Annotated in this window: 10 protein-coding genes and 1 pseudogene; 5 read left to right on the top strand and 6 right to left on the bottom strand. The window is 33.4% G+C overall.

Annotation, left to right across the window (positions count from 1 at the left end; translation table 11 throughout):
- Positions 1 to 386: 386 nt before the first annotated feature.
- The 6 genes from ACTB1O_RS01925 to ACTB1O_RS01950 all read right to left on the bottom strand — a co-directional run bounded on the left by ACTB1O_RS01925 (position 387) and on the right by ACTB1O_RS01950 (position 8,233).
- Positions 387 to 554 carry a hypothetical protein gene (locus ACTB1O_RS01925; RefSeq protein ID WP_462993453.1) on the bottom strand — a complete coding sequence of 56 codons (168 nt, stop codon included), beginning with the start codon at positions 552 to 554 and terminating at the stop codon, positions 387 to 389.
- Between the two features lie 461 nt (positions 555 to 1,015).
- Positions 1,016 to 1,366 (bottom strand): hypothetical protein, encoded by a 351-nt coding sequence (locus ACTB1O_RS01930; protein ID WP_462993454.1) that lies wholly within the window; start codon positions 1,364 to 1,366, stop codon positions 1,016 to 1,018.
- 32 nt (positions 1,367 to 1,398) lie between these two features.
- The gene (locus tag ACTB1O_RS01935; RefSeq protein WP_462993455.1) at positions 1,399 to 3,522 is read right to left on the bottom strand and encodes a DEAD/DEAH box helicase; all 2,124 of its coding nucleotides are present in this window, start codon (positions 3,520 to 3,522) and stop codon (positions 1,399 to 1,401) included.
- Positions 3,523 to 3,594: 72 nt separating this feature from the next.
- Positions 3,595 to 4,932 carry an ATP-binding protein gene (locus ACTB1O_RS01940; protein ID WP_462993456.1) on the bottom strand — a complete coding sequence of 446 codons (1,338 nt, stop codon included), beginning with the start codon at positions 4,930 to 4,932 and terminating at the stop codon, positions 3,595 to 3,597.
- Positions 4,914 to 7,517, bottom strand: coding sequence for a TerB N-terminal domain-containing protein (locus ACTB1O_RS01945; protein WP_462993457.1), 2,604 nt, complete (start codon positions 7,515 to 7,517; stop codon positions 4,914 to 4,916). The genes ACTB1O_RS01940 and ACTB1O_RS01945 overlap by 19 nt, the downstream gene beginning before the upstream one ends.
- Positions 7,518 to 8,068: 551 nt before the next feature.
- Positions 8,069 to 8,233: a hypothetical protein gene (locus ACTB1O_RS01950; protein ID WP_462993458.1), complete on the bottom strand. Its 165-nt coding sequence runs from the start codon at positions 8,231 to 8,233 to the stop codon at positions 8,069 to 8,071.
- 176 nt (positions 8,234 to 8,409) lie between these two features.
- On the opposite strand from ACTB1O_RS01950, the gene ACTB1O_RS01955 reads away from it, so the two are divergent.
- The 5 genes and pseudogenes from ACTB1O_RS01955 to ACTB1O_RS01975 all read left to right on the top strand — a co-directional run.
- The gene (locus ACTB1O_RS01955) at positions 8,410 to 9,693 is read left to right on the top strand and encodes a metallophosphoesterase family protein (protein WP_462993459.1); all 1,284 of its coding nucleotides are present in this window, start codon (positions 8,410 to 8,412) and stop codon (positions 9,691 to 9,693) included.
- Positions 9,690 to 12,833: an ATP-binding protein gene (locus ACTB1O_RS01960; RefSeq protein ID WP_462993460.1), complete on the top strand. Its 3,144-nt coding sequence runs from the start codon at positions 9,690 to 9,692 to the stop codon at positions 12,831 to 12,833. The genes ACTB1O_RS01955 and ACTB1O_RS01960 overlap by 4 nt, the downstream gene beginning before the upstream one ends.
- A 66-nt stretch (positions 12,834 to 12,899) precedes the next feature.
- Positions 12,900 to 16,034, top strand: a complete 3,135-nt coding sequence (locus tag ACTB1O_RS01965; RefSeq protein WP_462993461.1) for a DEAD/DEAH box helicase — start codon at positions 12,900 to 12,902, stop codon at positions 16,032 to 16,034.
- Positions 16,035 to 16,056: 22 nt separating this feature from the next.
- Positions 16,057 to 16,428, top strand: a pseudogene (locus tag ACTB1O_RS01970) (hypothetical protein); the annotation flags it as partial.
- Between the two features lie 3,000 nt (positions 16,429 to 19,428).
- The coding region (locus ACTB1O_RS01975) for a DUF4277 domain-containing protein (protein ID WP_462993462.1) at positions 19,429 to 19,639 on the top strand (211 nt) is incomplete at its 3' end.

The following is a 19,639-nucleotide window of genomic DNA, read 5'->3' on the forward strand; positions in this document are numbered from 1 at the left end:
GAAAGTTCACAATGACAGCTAAAAAGAAATCAACCGCATAGTTTTCATGCAATGGATATGCCAGCTGATTTGAAACGGATTGAATCTATCCTTTTCACTGCTTTTATGCGGTTTTTCAAAACTGTGATTTTAGAGGTTTCAATGAGTGAAAGTCAGTTCTTATTCTTGTGGAAATCATTTTTTAGAATTCTGAATTGAATAATAACTCAGATTTTAAGAAAATTAAAGTAAAACAGAAATTAACGTTAATTTTAACGTTAACCGATTTTTTAACGAAATTGCATAAAGGACTGATGGTAGGATTGATATGTTTAAAGCCTTACAGAAGAGAGAAACATGCTTAGAAGGGAAATTAGAAACAAAGGGTAAGAAAAAAATGAAGTTAATCAGAGATCAAATTCGTTGTCCTGGATCTCCGGCTGTTCTTCACTCTGCACTGCTTCAGTTACAATTTCATTATCTCCTATCTCGTTATTTCCTGATTGATCATTCTGAATTACATCAGGGTTATGTCCACAGTTCCCTGTCATATTAAGGAGCATACTTTTCAACATGACAGGATCTGTTCTCCTGATAAAATCATTTGCTCGTTGACCATCCTCGAAAATGAAATCTGTCGTAGTTTTAAGGATTTGTTCATTTAACATACATGTCTGGTTGACCAGACCTTCTAGAAGACCAATTTTATAATCTTTCATATATATTTATTATACTTTATATTTTATTTATAGTTTTCTATTAAATATATCATTTAATATAAAAATCGATGGCATTAACTTAACAAGATTAGACATCTGTTATTCAGGTGCAGAAAAAATAATTAGAATTAAGAGAACTTGGGGCTTACCAAGGTATGACCCGCTGGTATGATTCATCTTTCCTGACTGTTACTTCCCTGTCGTTTGCAGATTAAGTATTGTAGAGATGAAAATCAAGGGAAAGTAATAATCCCTCACAACTCTTCTTATTCGTAATAATGTGCTTTTGAAATATACGAATAATTAAAATAATTAATTCATGATTTTTCTTTCTTTAAGATAGCTTTTACTTTTTCAATCCTTTGTTGGAAAGGCTCTTTTGATTGTGGAGGATTATATTTCCAATTACAATATCTCTGTAATATAGAGATTTCATCATTGTATCTCAATTGCTTTCGATAGATAATTGCCAATTGATTATAATACCATGGAGCTGCTGCCCATTTTTTTTTGATACTTTCCTGTTCAACTGCATCAATTAGTGCAAGAAGCAGTTTTTCTGCTTCAATTAGCTTATTTCCGCGTTTTAACAGTTTGACCGTGTCTACGTATTCTGTATAATGATGCCCTCTGAAATTGCCTGCCGATACATTCTCTTTTTTTAACATTTTACACCTCCACATTTTAATGAAATTTGTCTTCAATTCTCTAAAAATAATTGATTACAAATGTCTTGAATATCATCATCTAAATATCTACTTGAATACGCTAATGCTAAAAGATTATCAGGTATATATTTGTCGTATTTTTCATGTTCTAAATCTCCTATTTGTTCTGCTATATCCAAAAGAGAGGGCATATCCTCCAAAATTTTGGAATAAAATGCAATAATATCTTCAATTGTAATTCTTGAAAACTTTAGTGCAATTTCACAGTCTTCAACATCTAAATTCCCATATATTTTTCCTAATTTTGCAAGTGTACGGTTTTTTGCAGCTCCGGTCCAAGTAAACCAATAAATGCAATTTCCATTGATTATATAATTTTTAGAGAAAATATCTGCATTTTTTGCAGTAGCTCTTGCCATTTGAAGCATCTCTTCTGCCTTTTTATCAAGATATGGTATTTTTTCATCTGATTGAAGTACTTCTTTCATTTTTTTCCTAATCTTTGAGTGAATATCCGGAATTGAAGAGGAATCAAACTTTGGTTCCTTTGCTGCCCGAGAAGGGATTACCAGAATCTCATTTTTCTTATAATCGATATCCATTATTTCCCATCTCCTACCTGCAAGGATTAGATATTTTTGTTCTTCAAGACCTGGCTGATGAGCAATGCTTCCTATTTTCTTCCCCTTACTAACGACATTCAGATCTCTTGGCGTTTGAAAAACAGCGTAAAAATCAAGGCTTCTAACAATCTTTTCGCCCTCTAATCCGAGGATAATAAGTTCCCCTGATGTTTGTTCTATAAGATCTGCTTCTTTCATAGATCGAAGAATGGAAATATACTCATTTTTTGAAATTAAAAAAAAAGCTCCTTTTTCAACTAAAATTTCATACAGTGGATAAGGATTAATACCTCCTTTTTCCTTAACAACACTCATAATTTGCTGAACAAAAGTTGAATAATACTTATAATAGGAATATGGCGGTTCACACCATTTATCATAAATCATTAACTGAGACATTGCAATAGCTCGCAATAAATCGGGAAATAATTGATCAATAAGATCTTCTGAATTCCGTTCTACTATGAACATGATCATCTCGGAGGGATTCCCTCCTACTCTGCCACTCCTCCCAAGCCGCTGAATTAAAGAATTAACTGACCAAGGTGGTCCTACCTGACCAATTCTTTCAATATTACCTACGTCTATTCCCATTTCAAGAGTGCTTGAAGTAAAGCAGGATGTAAGCGAATTAGATTTTAATTGTGATTCTGAATCTTCTCTTTCAGTTTTTGAAAGGGAACCATGATGAATCATTACAAAATCGGGCAAACGACTTTGTTCTAGTTTTCTTTTTACTAAGTCTGTGATTATTTCCAAATTTTGTTTCGAATTGATGAAAATAAGAGATGATCGAGAATAGAAATATTTGAGAAGGTCAGTGATAATTATTTCATATTGGTTTTTGCTTTCCGAGGTTTTTGATTCTGGGTCGGAGTTGCTTTTATTCAGTAAATAGCCTTTTATTAAATACTTGATATCACGAGTGCGGCCAGAATCATCAATTATCTCAACTTTATCTGGATTTTGAGGGAATAACCATTGTTTGACAAGATCGGTATCTCCAAAGGTTGCAGATAAACCAATTAAACGTACTTGAGACGGATTTAAATGCATTATCCTTGAAATTAAACTGCGAAGATGTGCCCCTCTCTCGACTCCAATAAATGAATGCATTTCATCTATTACAATATAAGATAATCCTGAGAACAACTGTGAAGTGTTTCCTGAATGATTGATGAAGATGGATTCTATCGATTCCGGAGTGATAAGGAGAATCCCTTTAGGATTTTTTAAAAAATTTTTCTTTTTATCGGCTGATACATCTCCATGCCATTTAAAAACCGGTATTCCAGATAAATTACAGAGTTCTTCTAATCTCTGGAATTGATCATTTATGAGGGCCTTCAAAGGACCAACATATATCGCACCTAAACCTGGTTCATCCTTTTCAATTATTTGAGAAATTATGGGAAGAAAGGCTGCTTCTGTTTTTCCGGAGGCTGTATTTGCAGATATTACAAGATGATTTGTAGAATTAAACACTGAATATATTGTATCACACTGGATTGGACGAAGCTCTGTCCATTTCATCTGATAGAGTTTCTGTTGAATAGTTGTATGCAATAAAGAAAAAGCAGTGGGTTTCATTTTTTTTGATCTCAATTAAATTTTTAGAACAGTGAGATCGTCTCTATCAGTTGATGATTGACTAAGTGTCTTTTCAGGATTTTTCTCAAACTCCAAGCTTTCAGGTGAAACATTCAAAAGTTCTTCCCATGAAGTTTGAGGGTTTTGTTCAAGGACTGATAGAAATCCTACATATCTCTTTACAGCATCACCCGGAGTCATATAAAATTCAGAACCAAGAGTCTTTGAACAGTGATTCATAAATTCAGTTATACCAGCATCTGGAATTAGATATTTTGAGGAATCCCCAGATGCATAAACATTACGGATGTTATGGAGTAATATGTATGTATCCTCCGGTGTGAGGTTATCAAGATGTATTACAGGGCCTGAAAAGTCTTTTAAGCCGTTTTGAGCAAATTCATTCTCTGAAAGTCTCCTAGCTAATGCTTCATAACTCATTAGCCCTCGTCTATTATCTAATAAGAATTCATCTATACCTGCAAACATGAATCCAATATTTTTTACATTCCCTTGGAGAGAATCATTGAGAATTCTTAGTATCATTTCATAATTGGAATTTCTAGCTTGTGAATTGTTCAAACGGTGAGAGAGAACCCCCATCTCGTCAATGTTGACAATAATTCCACCGTAACCAGCCATTTTTACAAAAGAACCCCATAATTTTAGATAGTCATAGATTGAGGAATCATCGACAATCGTTCTCACTCCTAAATCTTTACGTGCCTCAGTCTTTGTAGTATATTCCCCACTTAACCAACGAATAGCTGAATCCTGAAGAAATTCATCCTGTGAAAAATATCCTTCATAATATTTTGCTATTGCAGTTGCAAAATCATATCCTGAAACCAGATCTTGTAATGGTTTCAATTGATGGTATATTGATCTTGTAATTTCCTCCTGATCTTTTCCTTGTTCTCTTAACGAAAAATCCAGATCTGAAATCCATTTTTCAATTATACTGACCATAGCTCGGCCTTCAGGTTTCGCCCTTGTAGACATATTATGCATTAATTCAGAATAGAGCTGCCTTGCCTGACCATTTGAAGCATGAAGTCGTCTGTCGGGAGTTATATCTGCTTGCGTAACAACTAATTTTTGTTCTAGTGCAATAATCCTGCTTAGATTCAGGAAAAAACTCTTCCCCGACCCATATTTTCCAATGATGAATCTAATAGTAGCACTCTCATCATTAATTTTTGAGATATCAGATAACACTGCCTTTACTTCATCAACTCTGCCTACCTGAATGTGCTGTAGTCCAATTCTAGGAACAACACCTGCATTGAGTGACTGTATAATCGCTGTTCGCTCTCGTGCTTTAATTTTTAGAGTCATTGCAGTTCCTCCCAAATTTTATCTTTTATTTCTGAATTGATTATTATATGATCTCTATCCTGTTCCTCTAATAAATAATCGCCAAAATTCTCATCAGACCATGTATTTATATCATCAATTGCCCCATCAACCATCAATCCGAAATTTCGAGAAATAATCTGTAATTCAGATTTTTGAATATCAGTTTTCTGTAATAGATTGTATAAAAGCTGTAAATATTTTTGATCAAGTCCGATTTCATTTGATTTTAGTATTTTATCATTACTTTCCGTCTCTATAGAATTTTCAGAATTTTCTGATTCTTTAAGAATTATATTGAAATCTTCGGAATAATCTGGCTGGGTATCTTCAAAATCCATTACCTCACCGAGAATCCTTTGAATATCTTTGGTACTTTTTAATTTATCATCAATGACATTTTGATCTAATTTAATTGCAGGTTCTATTTGTAATGGTTTTATAATTGGTTCTCCCAGTCTTACAGATGTTGATGAACTAATGATTTGTATTGGTTGGTTATCAGGTATGGATGTTATATCAGAGGGGAATAATTTATCAATGTCATCTTTTTGAAGACCCATCCCTTTGTATAATTTATTGAGGCTTTGATACTCCATGGGATCAATAACCCCATCAGCTAAAACCATATCCCTTAGAAATTCAGCAACTATTACTTTTTTATCGTCAGAAAGATGCTGTTTGAGTCGAGAACCTAATCTATCTAAAGATGGAGGATTTTGCATCAGAATTTTTTGATACTGCTTTAAACATTCAATATCAAGAGGAGTGAGTTCAAAATAACCAAATATAAATCTATCAAGGTGTTCCCGTTCTCCTTCAGAGAATACCCCATCAGCCAAAGCAATTCCAATTCCTAATTCTAGTAAAAAGGCTACTGCAGGATAAGTATCTGAAGTAAATTTTCTCTTGTCCAGCAAAGGAAATAGAGCAACACTTTCATTCAAAAGATAAGGTTTCCCAGTGATTCTATAATCTGGAATAACGACATATCCCACATCATGTGCAGCTGAAAAGAGGGATTTACTTTGTGTAGGAGTAAGACGTTCTCTTTTTTCAATAGAAATCAATTCAGCCAGTGAATGAACAGGAACTATGATCGAATCGTCCTCTCCTTTAAAAGTTTCAATTATTTCATCCCATTTTGATTTTTCAGGATGATCTAATTCTTGCTTAAGTGAGTCCGGAAGCAAATGATATGCCTGGGAGGTAAGTTTCTCTTCTCCGGAACCGATCTTTCGCGAAGCTGGCTTAAGATCATCGATTGATTCTTTCCAGATGGAAAATATACCATTAAATTGACTTTTCTTCCCAATAGGACTAGGGATCTCAATAGGTCCAATTTCAGAAGTCCTTCTATAATTTTGGGAATAAGGAAGCAATGATGGACTTGCAGGACGATACTCATATTTATATTTCCTTTTCGAAGGTTCAATTTTGAATCCATTTGGATATTTGTAGTTATATTTTGTGAAAAATAACTGTTTAAATTCTTTTGGTAATTTATGAGTAATAACTGATTTGGGTGTCTCGGGAATTGTATTAGCTAAAGAATAAGCCAATTCCCATGGAATTGGTTTGTCATGAGAGATGTACCATGAAAGATTGGCAATCACCTGATCGTAGGATAAATCAGTCCTATTTGGGAAGAATATTGATAATTCGTTCTCAGATAATCGGTCTAATTGTTGAACTGCAATATATGCAAGAAATGATGAAAGATATGAATCAAAAGAACCCCCAACAGGGTATTTTTTCAAGAGTAAATTGACTTCTTGAACAATTGCAGGAATATCCTTTTTTTCAATTAAAGCTCGATATTCTAATCCATAAAAGAACAGAAATGCATATCCAATATCATTTAATTCTGAATTTCTTCCTGTTGATAACCAATCCAAATAATTTGCTCTTTGATCAGGACTTATCTTAGCATAAGTGGGCCAATATCCAAGAGAACCCTGAGGTTCATCTATAGGTTTTCCAATAGGAAGATCCAAACTTATGCACGAGGCTTCATTATTTCCAGCAGAATTTGAAATCCAATATATCATTGGATTGGGAATTTGGTGATTTAGGATAGTTATTTGTGGATTATCCCCCGCCCACATAATTTCAGACTGTTTGGAAAAATTTTTTTCATCAGGGTATATTTTTGATCCAACCGGAGAATTGCTAAATATCTCATCCTTTTTGATTTGTATTTGAAATTGAGCTCTATCTATATCATCTTTTAATTTTGGACTAACCGACTTAATATCTAGATCAGAAATCTCAACTGACTTCGCTAAATTTGATTCATCATTAGCATATTTTCTCCTTCTGTAAATGTAAATTGGAACAATCAAAATCCATAAAAATAGAGTTAATATTCCATACAATAAACTTGGACCTACGCCATTGTTCTGAGATCTTATTTTTAATGTATCTAAAAAAACAATAACTACCAAACAGAGGATAAAAATCAAGTACAAATCCGGATTAACAAAAAGAGAAATAAAGCATAAAATAAATAAAAACCAGAGAATATTACCAGCATTTGAATTTTTACCTATTAAAGGTCGATTAATAGATTCTTTTGACAAGATATCATCTCGTTAATTATATAATGAACAATTAGAGAGATCATAGATAAAATTATTCATTTATGAAAATAATCAATAATTACCAAAGAATTTTTCATAAATTCTTATGAATGATTCATTTCATATGTCATTCAATATATCCCATCAATAACTTAAAAGGCCCCTCTAACATTTCTCTGAAAATTGAATTTAAGCTCTGTTAATATGAGTGTATGAGCGTATCATAATCTAGGGGAACTGTTTTTCCACGATGTATTGCATTACATCTCATCTTTTAATAGTAATTCATAGCACTTAAAGGATTTTCAGGATCAAGATCAATTTCTTCAATTCATCTTTAAAGGTTTGTTCATTAGATATTTTTTTTTTTCAATTTTATCATTATACTTTAATTTCAATCAATACTTTAAATTTCCGTATCTTTCTATTGATGACCAAAGCAGTGAGAATGCCATTTGCATATAGAATATAGTATATTTGTCCTCTGAAAAATCCAATCTTGTATCGATCTCACCGTTCGTATCCATATAATTAAGAGTGCATAATATTAGTCAATAAATGTCAAGAGCAATCATGTCATCATCAATGTCATCTGGGTATTCCAGGTCGATGACTTTAGATCCATCGGATAGAATGTCTCCGATCTCAATGTACATATCATCATTTAACTCGAATTTCTCTATCTTTCCATCATTTCGTTTCACTGTGACAAACATGAATTATCCTCCGATTTTATGATCATGAATGATTCTTTTCATTTCACCAATTATAAGTATAATTCGGATGGTTTCCATTCAGTATATCTACAAGAGTTGTTCAAACTCAAAAGTCTTATTTAATTTTAAATTAAGCCACTATCTATAAATTAGTTTATTATATTTAGGGGGATTTTATGTCAAAAAAAGAAAATTATCTGAAATTTATCCATACAGCCGATCTCCATCTTGGAAGTCCTTTTAGCGGGATTTCAAACATGGATGAAGAGCTCGCCAAATCCCTGTCCAATGCCGGATATGCTGCATATGATAGGATCATTGATCTTGCAATTGAAAACGAAGTAGACTTTCTCCTGATCTCCGGGGACATCTATGATAGCCAGAATAAGAGGATTCGCGAACAATTAAAATTCCATAAAGGACTTGAAAGGCTTGATGAACATGGGATCAATGTGTATATTATTTGCGGGAATCATGATCCTTATAATGCATGGTCAAAGGAGATCAAATGGCCGGATTCTGTTCATTTCTTCCAGACAGGAAATCCTGAGGTAATTGAATACCAGAAAAATGGGAATTCTTTGGCAAATATTGTTGGTATAAGTTATCGGATAAATTCAATAACTGAAAATTTAACTGAATACTACCCAGAACGAGAACAAGGATGGCCTTTTACAATAGGAATGCTCCACTGCAATCTTGGCTCTGATACAGACCATTATCCATACTCCCCATGTTCCGTTGAAGACCTGAAGAAAAAAGATTATAATTACTGGGCACTGGGTCATATCCACAAGCCATCTGTAATTAATGAAAACAACCCTACGATAATTTATCCTGGAATTCCACAGGGAAGGGACATTGGCGAGACTGACTATAGGGGCTGTTACCTTGTAACAGTAGATGATGATAAGAATATTCAGACTGAATTCATCGTAACTTCAGAGATAATCTGGAGAGATGAGACATTATCAATTGAAAATATTGACACCATCGATGAACTTCGCCAGTTAATCGAAAATTACCTTGAAGATATCCGGTCTGAAAATTCAGGGATTAAAACTATCTGTCGCATAAAACTGATCGGAAAAGGTAGAGTACACAAGGATCTTATAATTCGTGGTGCGATTCAGGAATTACAGGAATATTTTATTGAACAGGAGAATTACCTGAACAATCCGGTTTTAATAGAAAAATTTATAGATTCTACATCTCTTCCAATAGACCGGGAAAAGATCATGAAAAGAGAGGATCTTGTTGCAGATATCATAACAATATCTGAAACAATGCAAAAATCCGGAGAGGCCTATTCAGAATTGTTAGAGGAAATTAGCGAATTATTTGACAATTCCCGGCTAAAAAATATTCTTTTGGAAATTCAGGAAGATGAGATGGCCGGACTCATCAGGGAAGCGGAGACCTATCTTCTGGATAATCTCATTCCGGAGGATCTCTCATGAAGATTAATGAGCTCTATATCGACGGTTTCGGTCATTTCCATGACTATCCGGTCAAGGATCTCTCACCAGGTCTGACAATAATAAAAGGGCCAAACGAAGCAGGAAAATCCACATTACTTGCTTTCATACGCAGGATGCTCTTTGGTAAACCTCCTGGAAGAAGCTATAATCCATATGAACCTCTAAATGGGGGTGAACATGGCGGAAGGCTGAATGTCAAATCGGATCAGGGTGAGGTCTATAATATCTCCCGTTATGGTTCTTGGGACAAATGGGAACTTTCAGATAATGATGGCAATATTGTAAATAACAATATAGAGGCAATTGTCGGTTCAGCAGATCAGCATTTTTATGACAACATATTTGCTTTTGGTCTTGAGGAACTTTATAAATTTGAGACACTCTCTGACGAATCTATTCAGAATCATATTACCGGAGCAGGAGTAGGCATAAAAACCCGTTCGATTCCAGTACTCCAAAGAAAAATCAAAGATGATATAAACGATCTATATTATAAAGGGGGAAAATCCAAACCCCTGATTACTAAGACTCTTAAAGAAATCACAGATCTTGAAAAAGAATTAAGGCAATTTTCTAAGACACAGGAAGAATTTGATTGGTCACAAAGTCGGAAAAGAGAGGAAGAAAATGAGCTCAATTCCCTAAAGGAAAATAAGAAAGGGATCTCAAAAAAGCTTGAACACTGGAAAACAATTCTTGGAATATGGGATGAATGGTCCGATTATCAGGAGAATTTAAGGCAACTTTCAGAGCTTCATTCAATTGAGTCATTTCCTGCTGATGGATTTCATAAGCTCGAAAAATACCTGGAGAAGATTGAAGAGCGTAGGGAAGATAAGGAAGAAAAGGAGCAGCAATTACAGGATCTTAAAGGCAATCTGAATAGTATTTCACTAAATAATTCTGTTTTTGAATGTGAAACAGAGATTCACGAACTTGAAAGAGGACTTGAAAAGTATCTCTCAGATATTGAGTCAAAGGACAATCTTAACAGGGAGATCAAAGACTCTGAAGAACAATTTAGGAGAGATGTTTCATTAATAAATCGGGGCTGGAATGAAGATACGCTTCTTTCTTTTGATTATTCTCCAGGTGCAAAGAGTAATATCGTCAATCTCAGGGATTATTTTATCCGGACGGAAGAGAAAATACGGGATCTTTCAAAAGATGTACAAAATCTTGAGGATGAAAAAAATAAGATCAATCCTGACCTAAAGGCAATAGAACAAAACCTGAATGAATCCAAAAATCTGGGCTCAGAGAAAGAGTTACAGAGTATAAAAGAGGGAATCAATGAGTTATATTCTGAGATTCCTGTACTTCTTCAAAAAAAGAATGATTTGGCATCTATTCAGAGAGATGAAGCATCTGAGTCCCGTAGGTGGAATGAAAGAAAAGCGGTTCTATCAAGCAGAATGCCTGTCTGGCCTGCGGTTTTGATAATTTTTGCAGGTATCCTCTCTTTGGGACTTGGGGCCCTTAATAATTCTCCATTAATCGAATTAGGATTTCTGATTGTCTTTGGATTTATTGCAGCAGTTTATTACTTCACTGCAAAGAAGCATCAAAGGCAACAGGATATGACTTTTGACTTTGATACCTCGACTTCTTCAGAAGAGAATGTTCTCCATCTCTCTACAATAAGAAAACAAAAACAAACTGAGGTATCGGAACTTGAAAATAGACTCAATGTTCTTGCAAATATATGTGGATTTGACGGACTTCCGAGTTCGGGTGTTCTTAGCATAAAAAGAGATGAGATTGACAAGGAGCTTGCAGCAGTAAATGAGAGAAGAAGAAAGGAAGAACAGAAAGGTAAACTGGAAGGGCAGATTGCTATAATCTATTCTGAGATAGAGACAAAAAAACAGGATCTTCGGTCCGCTGAATTAGAAAAATCAAAATTAAAATCCGAATGGACTGCCTGGCTTAAGAGTGTGTCACTTGATGAGAGTCTTGTTCCTGATGTAGTCCTTGATCTTTTCCAAAAGATCGAAAATCAGGCAGGCATTTATTCCTCTCTTATCAGAGATAAAGAGAAATTACAGGAAGTTTGTAACTCTGTTGAGGAATATGAAGATAAGACAGGTCATATTATCAGTCAATGTGGTCTTGAGTTATCAGGATCAACTGGCAATGATGTTGAGGCCCTGGCTGAATGCGTAAAACAAAATTCAGTGAATAAAAATGAAATAGCTTCGATAAATAAATCCTGTAAAAAACTTGGAGAAGAAATTGAGCAGTTGATAAGTGAAATTGGATCCTTTGAAAGTGACATTCAGAAGTTGTTTGAAGCCGGGTCAGCAGAGAATGAGGAAGATTTCCGTTCTAATGGCAAAGTATGGGAGAGAAAAAATGAGCTCAATAAGGCACTGGATGTAAATCGAAAAAATATCGCCCGTGCAGCAGTAAAAGGATTAGAATTCGAAGAGTTTACAAAACAGCTTGAGGCATTAGATCTATCTGAGATCAAGGGAAATATCAGTGATCTGGAGGACGAATTCAATGGAGTTGAAAGATATATTGAGGATAAAAATACAAGTCTGGGACAGATCTCTGAAGTAATCAAACAGTTAAATTCTGAAGACGAATCTGCATTACTTGAATCACAGCGTCTCCTTCTTCTTGAAAACCTTCATGAAAAATCAAGGGAATGGACAAAAACAGTTATTGCCGGATATCTTTTGCAAAAGGCTGTTGAGAAATATGAGGAAGAACGTCAGCCTGCAGTTATCCAGGAGGCAAAAATCATATTTTCAGGCATTTCCGGAGGCAGATATCCGAATATCATTAAACCGCTTCAATCCGATATAATGGTAGAAGAAAGCAACGGGAAAAGAAAAACTGTAGCTCAGCTTAGCAGAGGGACTGCAGAACAGCTCTATCTTGCTCTCAGGTTTGGATATATCAATGAGTATGGGAAGCACGATGTCAGACTCCCGGTTGTTTTTGATGACATCCTCGTGAATTTTGATCCTGACAGAAAAGAAAAAAGTTGCAAGGCAATTGCACAATTAGCTGATAATAATCAAATTCTTTACTTCACATGCCATCCTGAAACTGCTATGATGTTGAAAGAGAGTAGGCCTGATGCTGTTATTGTTGATTTGGGAATCTAAATAATTTCATTCATTTTAAAACGGCAAGTTTATTTTATAGGACCAAAAAAGGATTCAATATTAGAGATGTCAATAAATAAGAAAGATCCTTTATTTAAAATTGGAGATAACGTAAAGCTCGGGAAAAACGGGAAGATTTGTACAATAAATGAAGTTATCTTAAATAATAATTCAATAGGTTATCGTGTAACCTATGAAGGTACAACAAAATCTGTTAACGAGAAATTTCTGTTTGCAATTAAGGACCCTGAAAAGGAGTTACTTGAATCATTTTATTCAAAAAGTCCTGGTGGCCATGAGGATTATCATCTTTTTCAAACATGGTTCCGCTTAAAGAGGCCAGTTGAAGGGAATTTTTATAGTTATCTTGCAAGTAAAACAATTTTCAATCCTTATCAATTCAAACCACTAACAAAATTCATATCTCCTGGATCTGAAGGTCGTTTATTTATTGCTGATGAAGTGGGTGTGGGTAAAACAATAGAGACTGGAATAATTCTTATAGAACTATTAGCACGCGGAAGAATAGATCGGAAATCGCCAATATTGATTGTATGCCCAAATTCTCTTGGTCCTAAATGGGCAAAAGAAATGAGAAATAGATTTAATTTAAATTTTCACATTCATGATAGTAAATCATTTAGACATTTTTGCCAATTTGCTAAAGATGGAATGATCCCAGATGGAATGGTTTGGTCAATAGTTAGTCTTTCACTATTAAGAACAGAAAGGCATTACAGAAATTTACAAAAGCTATGCGATTCAAGAGATTTACCGCTCTGGTCATTGGTAATTATTGATGAATCTCATCATATGCGAAATTCTTCTACTCTAGGATATCAAATTGGTTTAGGTTTAAGTGATTTAACCGAAATGATGTTGATGCTTTCTGCAACCCCCTTAAATCTTAGAGATGAAGATTTGTTTAATCAAATGCATATCCTAAATCCAGGATTATTTCCTGACATTCAAATATTTAATACAATATTATCCCCTTTAAAATCTATTAATCGTTGTAGAAATCTATTAACAGAACGTACTAAAAATGCTGATACACAAATTCTTAATGAATTATTAACACTTAAAACAGGGCCACTTGGAGAAGCCATATCTAATCATCCTGGATTTAATAATCTTGAAAAAAGATTGTTAAAGATTGAAATTCTTAATCCTGATGAGATTGCGTATTATGATAGAGTCCTTTCATCATTAAGTCCTCTTGATAATTCATTTACCCGTACTCTTAAACGTGAAGCTATTGAACATCGTGTCACTCGTGAACCAATAAAGGTCCCTGTTGAATTAACAGATGAAGAGATGAAAGTTCATGATGAAGTTATTGAATTAGCTAGAGATTTTTACCTTCAAAAGGGGGGAGAACCCTCTGCATTGGGGTTTATAACAAATATTCCACGAAGAATGGCAAGCAGTTGTCTTCCAGCAATGCGAGATTATCTTCATTGGTGTATTGATAATAATTCAGTACTTACAGAAGGTTCATATGAAGATGATGATCTTGATGATGACCAAGGTTTCAATATAGTTAAATTACCCTCAGATTTAAAAGAACGTTATATTAGACTTATAGATGAAATAGAGACTATAAACACTGATACAAAATTTGATGAACTTCTTAAATTAATAAAAAACCTTCAGAGTTCTCTTGAAAATCCACAAATAATTATATTCTCTTTCTTTGTTCGAACGTTAAAATATCTCCATAAAATGCTTATTGATGAAGGATACAGTGTTGGTCTAATTTATGGAGATATTCCTACTGATTCTGACGGTAATAATCCATCAAGGTATCAAATAATGGAAGCATTTGAAAGGGGAGAATTTGATATTCTTTTATCAAGTGAAGTCGGTGGAGAGGGACTTGACTTCCAATTTTGTCAGGCAATCATTAATTATGATTTACCTTATAATCCAATGAGAATTGAGCAAAGAATCGGGAGAATCGATCGGTTTGGTCAAAACAGTGATAAGATCTTTATTGCTAGTATGTATATACAAAATAGCGTAGATGAAAATATTTACACTGCATTATATGAAAGAATCAATCTAATAAAAGACAGTATTGGTACATTAGAACCAATTCTAGGAACAAATCTTGCAAATCTTCAAGAGGAAATAATCCAAGGATCATTTACTGAAGAACAACTTCAGGAAAGAATTCGTGAAATTGAAATTGCTGTAGAAAAAGCAAAAATTGAAAAAGAAAAATTTGAAAAAAATCGTATGGAACTGATGGGAGATGATTATTTATCACAAATAATTCAAAACCTTGATTCCAGGACAGAATTTGTTCAGCCCATCGATGCCCATTGGCTTACACAAAAATGTCTTTCATCCTTCCCAGGATGTAAGTTTAGGGCTATAGACTCTGATTCATGTTATATCACACTCTCTAAAGAAATTGTCCATACATTAGAACAATATTGTAGGAAACCTGGATTTGAAGGTAGTCTTGCAGAGCTATCCAGAATTTTTGATTCAAAATATCCTCTTGAAGTTGTATTTAATGGGATGATTGCAACAGAGAGACCCAGTGCGGTGTTCTTCCCTCCGTGTGGTTTCTGGATAAAGTTTTTGTTGGAAGAGCTGGAACAAAATCATGAAATATGCTTTAATTTTGCTCTTTCAGGGAATTCACTGGAATTAGGATTGAATTCAGGTCAATATATTATTCCTTTTTATGAAGTGATGCTTGAAGGATTCACATCTGAAATTAATTTATTAGCAGTACCTGTAGATATTAAAAATAAAATTCCATTACAATGCGATCATCTAAATTTTTCACGTATTCTTTCAACCAATACAATTTCATCGTCAAAACAAATAATAAAAGAAAATCCTCAATCCTTCATTCGAATTGCAGATAATGCACTGGATTCATTAATGGAAGAAAATATGGCTGAATTAAACAATGAAAATAGATATAGAATCCAATCACGTGTTAACTCAGTTGAAAAGGTAACTACAGCTCATATTGAATTATTGAATAAAAAAATATTTGAGCATTATCAGAAGTGTATTCGTGAGGAAAAAACCCCTAGTGAAAAATTTATAAAATTAATTGAATCTCAAAAGGATATTGCAAAAAAGAAAGGAGAAGCTAGAATAAATCAAATTAAAGAAAAAAATGACCTTTTAATGACTAAAAGAATTGTTGCTATTGCTTCATTAGAAGTAGTTTAAAGAGAGAATTGGGGGCTATAATATGTCAAAAAATTTTGAAAAAGAGAGAAATGGATTATTAAACCAAATAAAAAAACTTCCTGCTCCTGAAGCCATTGAAAAATTAAAATCTCTAAGAAAAGATTATGATTGGGCAATTCCTGGATATAGAAACAGCCTAAATATTCTTAGTGATACAACATATAAGGACAGAAAACATTTCTTATTGGAACTAATTCAAAATGCTGATGATGCGATATACACTGGTAAAAAACCTGAATTAAAATTTATAATTGAAGAATCTGGAATTACATTACAATATAACGAAGATGGATTTTCTGTTGATGATATTATTGCAATCACAGATACTGGAGAATCCACAAAAATTCAAGGAAATCGTTTATCTCATAAATTTATTGGAGAAAAAGGAATTGGGTTTAAATCTGTATTCGCTTTAGCATCTTCGGTTGAAATTGAGAGCCTCTCATGGCATTTCTTATTGAAGAAAAATGAGTGTATCGTACCTCATCCAATTAAAAATTACAATATAAAAAAAGGAGATGGAACCACATTAAAAATTAGCTTTGAAGAACCTGAAAGTATTGAGCTTGTGGCAAAGGAGTTAAAGAGAATCATTGAAGGTGACATGGAATCTTTTCTGTTTTTAAATCAGCTTTCCAAACTTACTATTGAAGATAGAAGACAGAAATCATTTAAAATTAGTTCTATAGAGATCAAACCAATAGAGAGAAACAGTGAGCATCTTGAAATCTTTTCTTCAGAGTTAGAAGAAACAAGAAAATTTTATCTATTCGCTAAGGATTTAGATTTTCCAGGGGACCTTGTAAAAAAGAGATGGGAAAAATTAAATTTTAAAGGGAAATCTCTTAAGAGAAAAATTATTGTTGCCTTTCCAGATCTGACAACAAAAGAAAATATTCCCGTAGGCAGACTATATTGCTATTTGCCTACTAATGTCTCTCTTCCTGTTCCTTTGTATCTTCAGGTAGACGGAGTAACAACAGCAAACAGGGAACAACTACATGATCCTAATCAAAATCCATGGAATCGTTATTTGATATCAATGATCCCTGGGATTATTGTTGAAGCAATATTGTCTCTGAAAAAAAATCCGGATTTTACAAATCATTTAGTTGATTATATCCCTTGGGACAATGGGGATCAACAATTAAACCCTCAATTTGAAGAAGTGATTGATCTCTTAAAAAAAGAAAAATGGGTTAAAACTTTTCATTCAGGAAAAGACGAGTGGGTATGTCCAGAAGATGCAATTATCCCTACAAAATTTTTAGAATCATTAATAATAGCCGAACCTGCATTTAGAACCCGTGCTGAGAAATACCTAAATAAAAAATTTGTGAATTCTGAATGGCTAAAAAATAGTGAATGGAAATCAAAATTGCAAGAATATGGCATTAAAAAAATTGATGATGAAACCTTTATTAAAATTATTGAAGCTGCTACGATTCCGCAACAGTGGTTAAAAAAATCCGAGAATTTAGTAGCATTATATTCAAAAATCTTGAAGATACCATGTTTACAAAATCAAAATAATTGGAGGTTCAAAGAACAATATTTGGAGGTTAGAAGTTCATTATTAAATTCTTCAATATTCCCTCTTCCAAATAGAGGATTTAATTCTCTTAATCTTTTGGATAAAAAAGTATTTTGGATATCAAGTAGATCATCAAGAGAAACAGGCCTTGAAGATTCAGTTGATTATATTATTATCAGTACTGAGTATACCTACCAACCAAAAGAAAGTGGAAATGCCAATGAAGTGTCAAATATTGAATTTGAGTTAAAGAAAAAAAGAAATAAGCAGACTCGTGAATTGCTGGAATGTTTAAAGATTCCTGAACTTAATGATGAAAATATTTTAACTGAATTACAAATTCCATATCTGGTTGATAATCCATATACAAAAAATGAAGAAAACATACGCTTTAAGGTATTGTACTCTATATTTCAAAAATACAAGAGTAAACATAAGAAAAACAAAATAAATTCTGAAGATTTTATTGGAGAACTTTCAAACTTATCAGAAGCAGAATTTAAATCCATTTCAGGGGAAATCAAACCAATAAAAGATTTATCTCTCCCCTGTGAATTTAAACTAAAACCTGAAGATCATGTCTTTGATAACTATTTTGAGGAGATGTATTGCCCAAAAAAATCATTAAAATCTGAAAAAGATGATACTAAAAATAAAAGAAATAAAGAAAGATTAATCAAATTAAAAGAAGAATGGCACGACTTTTTAATATTGATAGGCATTCGCAATAAACCCAAATTTATAGTTCAAAAAGATAGATATTCTAATGTTCATGATTTTAGAGATAAAAATCCGGTTCTTTATAATAGATGGATTGAAAAAATAGGGAAAGATTATACATACAATAATCCTGTTTATTTACATTCAATAATTCTGGATGAAGCAACTCGTAAAATTATTCTTGATAATTCGAATAATAAAGACAAATTATCTAATTCGTTATACACAGAATGGAAGAATAATCTGGGTTCTTTTGATTTATCGTCAGAAATCTATTCATATCCAGGGTTAAAATTAAAAGTAGGTATTTGTTATGTGGAATATACAAGGCATAATCAAAGAGTCCAAAAATTAGAAGATGACAAATGGTGTGGTCTTGATAGTGGTTTGATTCCTCTTATAGACATAAAAGGCGAATTTATCCCCGCCAAAGAAAGTATTAGGATTAAACCCTCAGATGTCAAGCAGTTCCAAATTTCTAAAAAATATTTCCATTTAGTTATAGAATCGCCTGATATCCAAAAAGAGAATACTTATCATTCGGATTATTTAGATTCACTTAAAATAAATAATCCGAATGTTGAACAAATAAATAATCTCTGGAAAGATGTTGAATCTGAAAATTATGATGAAATTATTAAAATTGCATTAGAGTTTGCATCTAATGATTATGATCTCACTAATCTTTTAATTTTTGACAAGAATAAGAGGAAATTACGACCAGCTACTGAATTTTGTATAGGAACTGAAGCTCCATCCGAAATTCCATTAATTGAAAGACAATATGGAGATATAGGAAAAAGAATTGGTGATGTTCTTGGTCTTAAAGATGGAGTGGGTTCAAGTTCATATTTAGGATTATTTGATCAGATCTTTTCTTCCCGCCGGATTTCAAAGAAAAACCTGAAATTATTACATGACCTTCTAGTTAATTATCAGTCTTGGAAAATCCATGATAAAAGGATTATTGAAGGTGAATTTATTGAAGCCGTTAAAAAAGCTAATAGAGACAAAGTAACTATTATAGTTAATAATGAACCGACCATCCGCACTAAAAATCCACACATTTCACAATATTCGACCGCAAGATCCTTGTACTTTGAGGGAATAACCTATAATATGCCCATCATTGACGGTTTTGATGATGAATCTATCCTTTCCGTTGGCCATCTTGGCATCGTTGCCGGAGCCTACGACTCTCTAGGTATCGCGAATATAATCGACAATGCAATACCCAAGACCCGGAACCATAATCTCACCCATTCTCAGGCCGTGAAAGCTATGGTGATCAACGGTCTTGGATTCATCGAACGCCGTCTTTATCTGTTTC

It is taken from the genome of Methanomicrobium sp. (genome assembly GCF_055145805.1).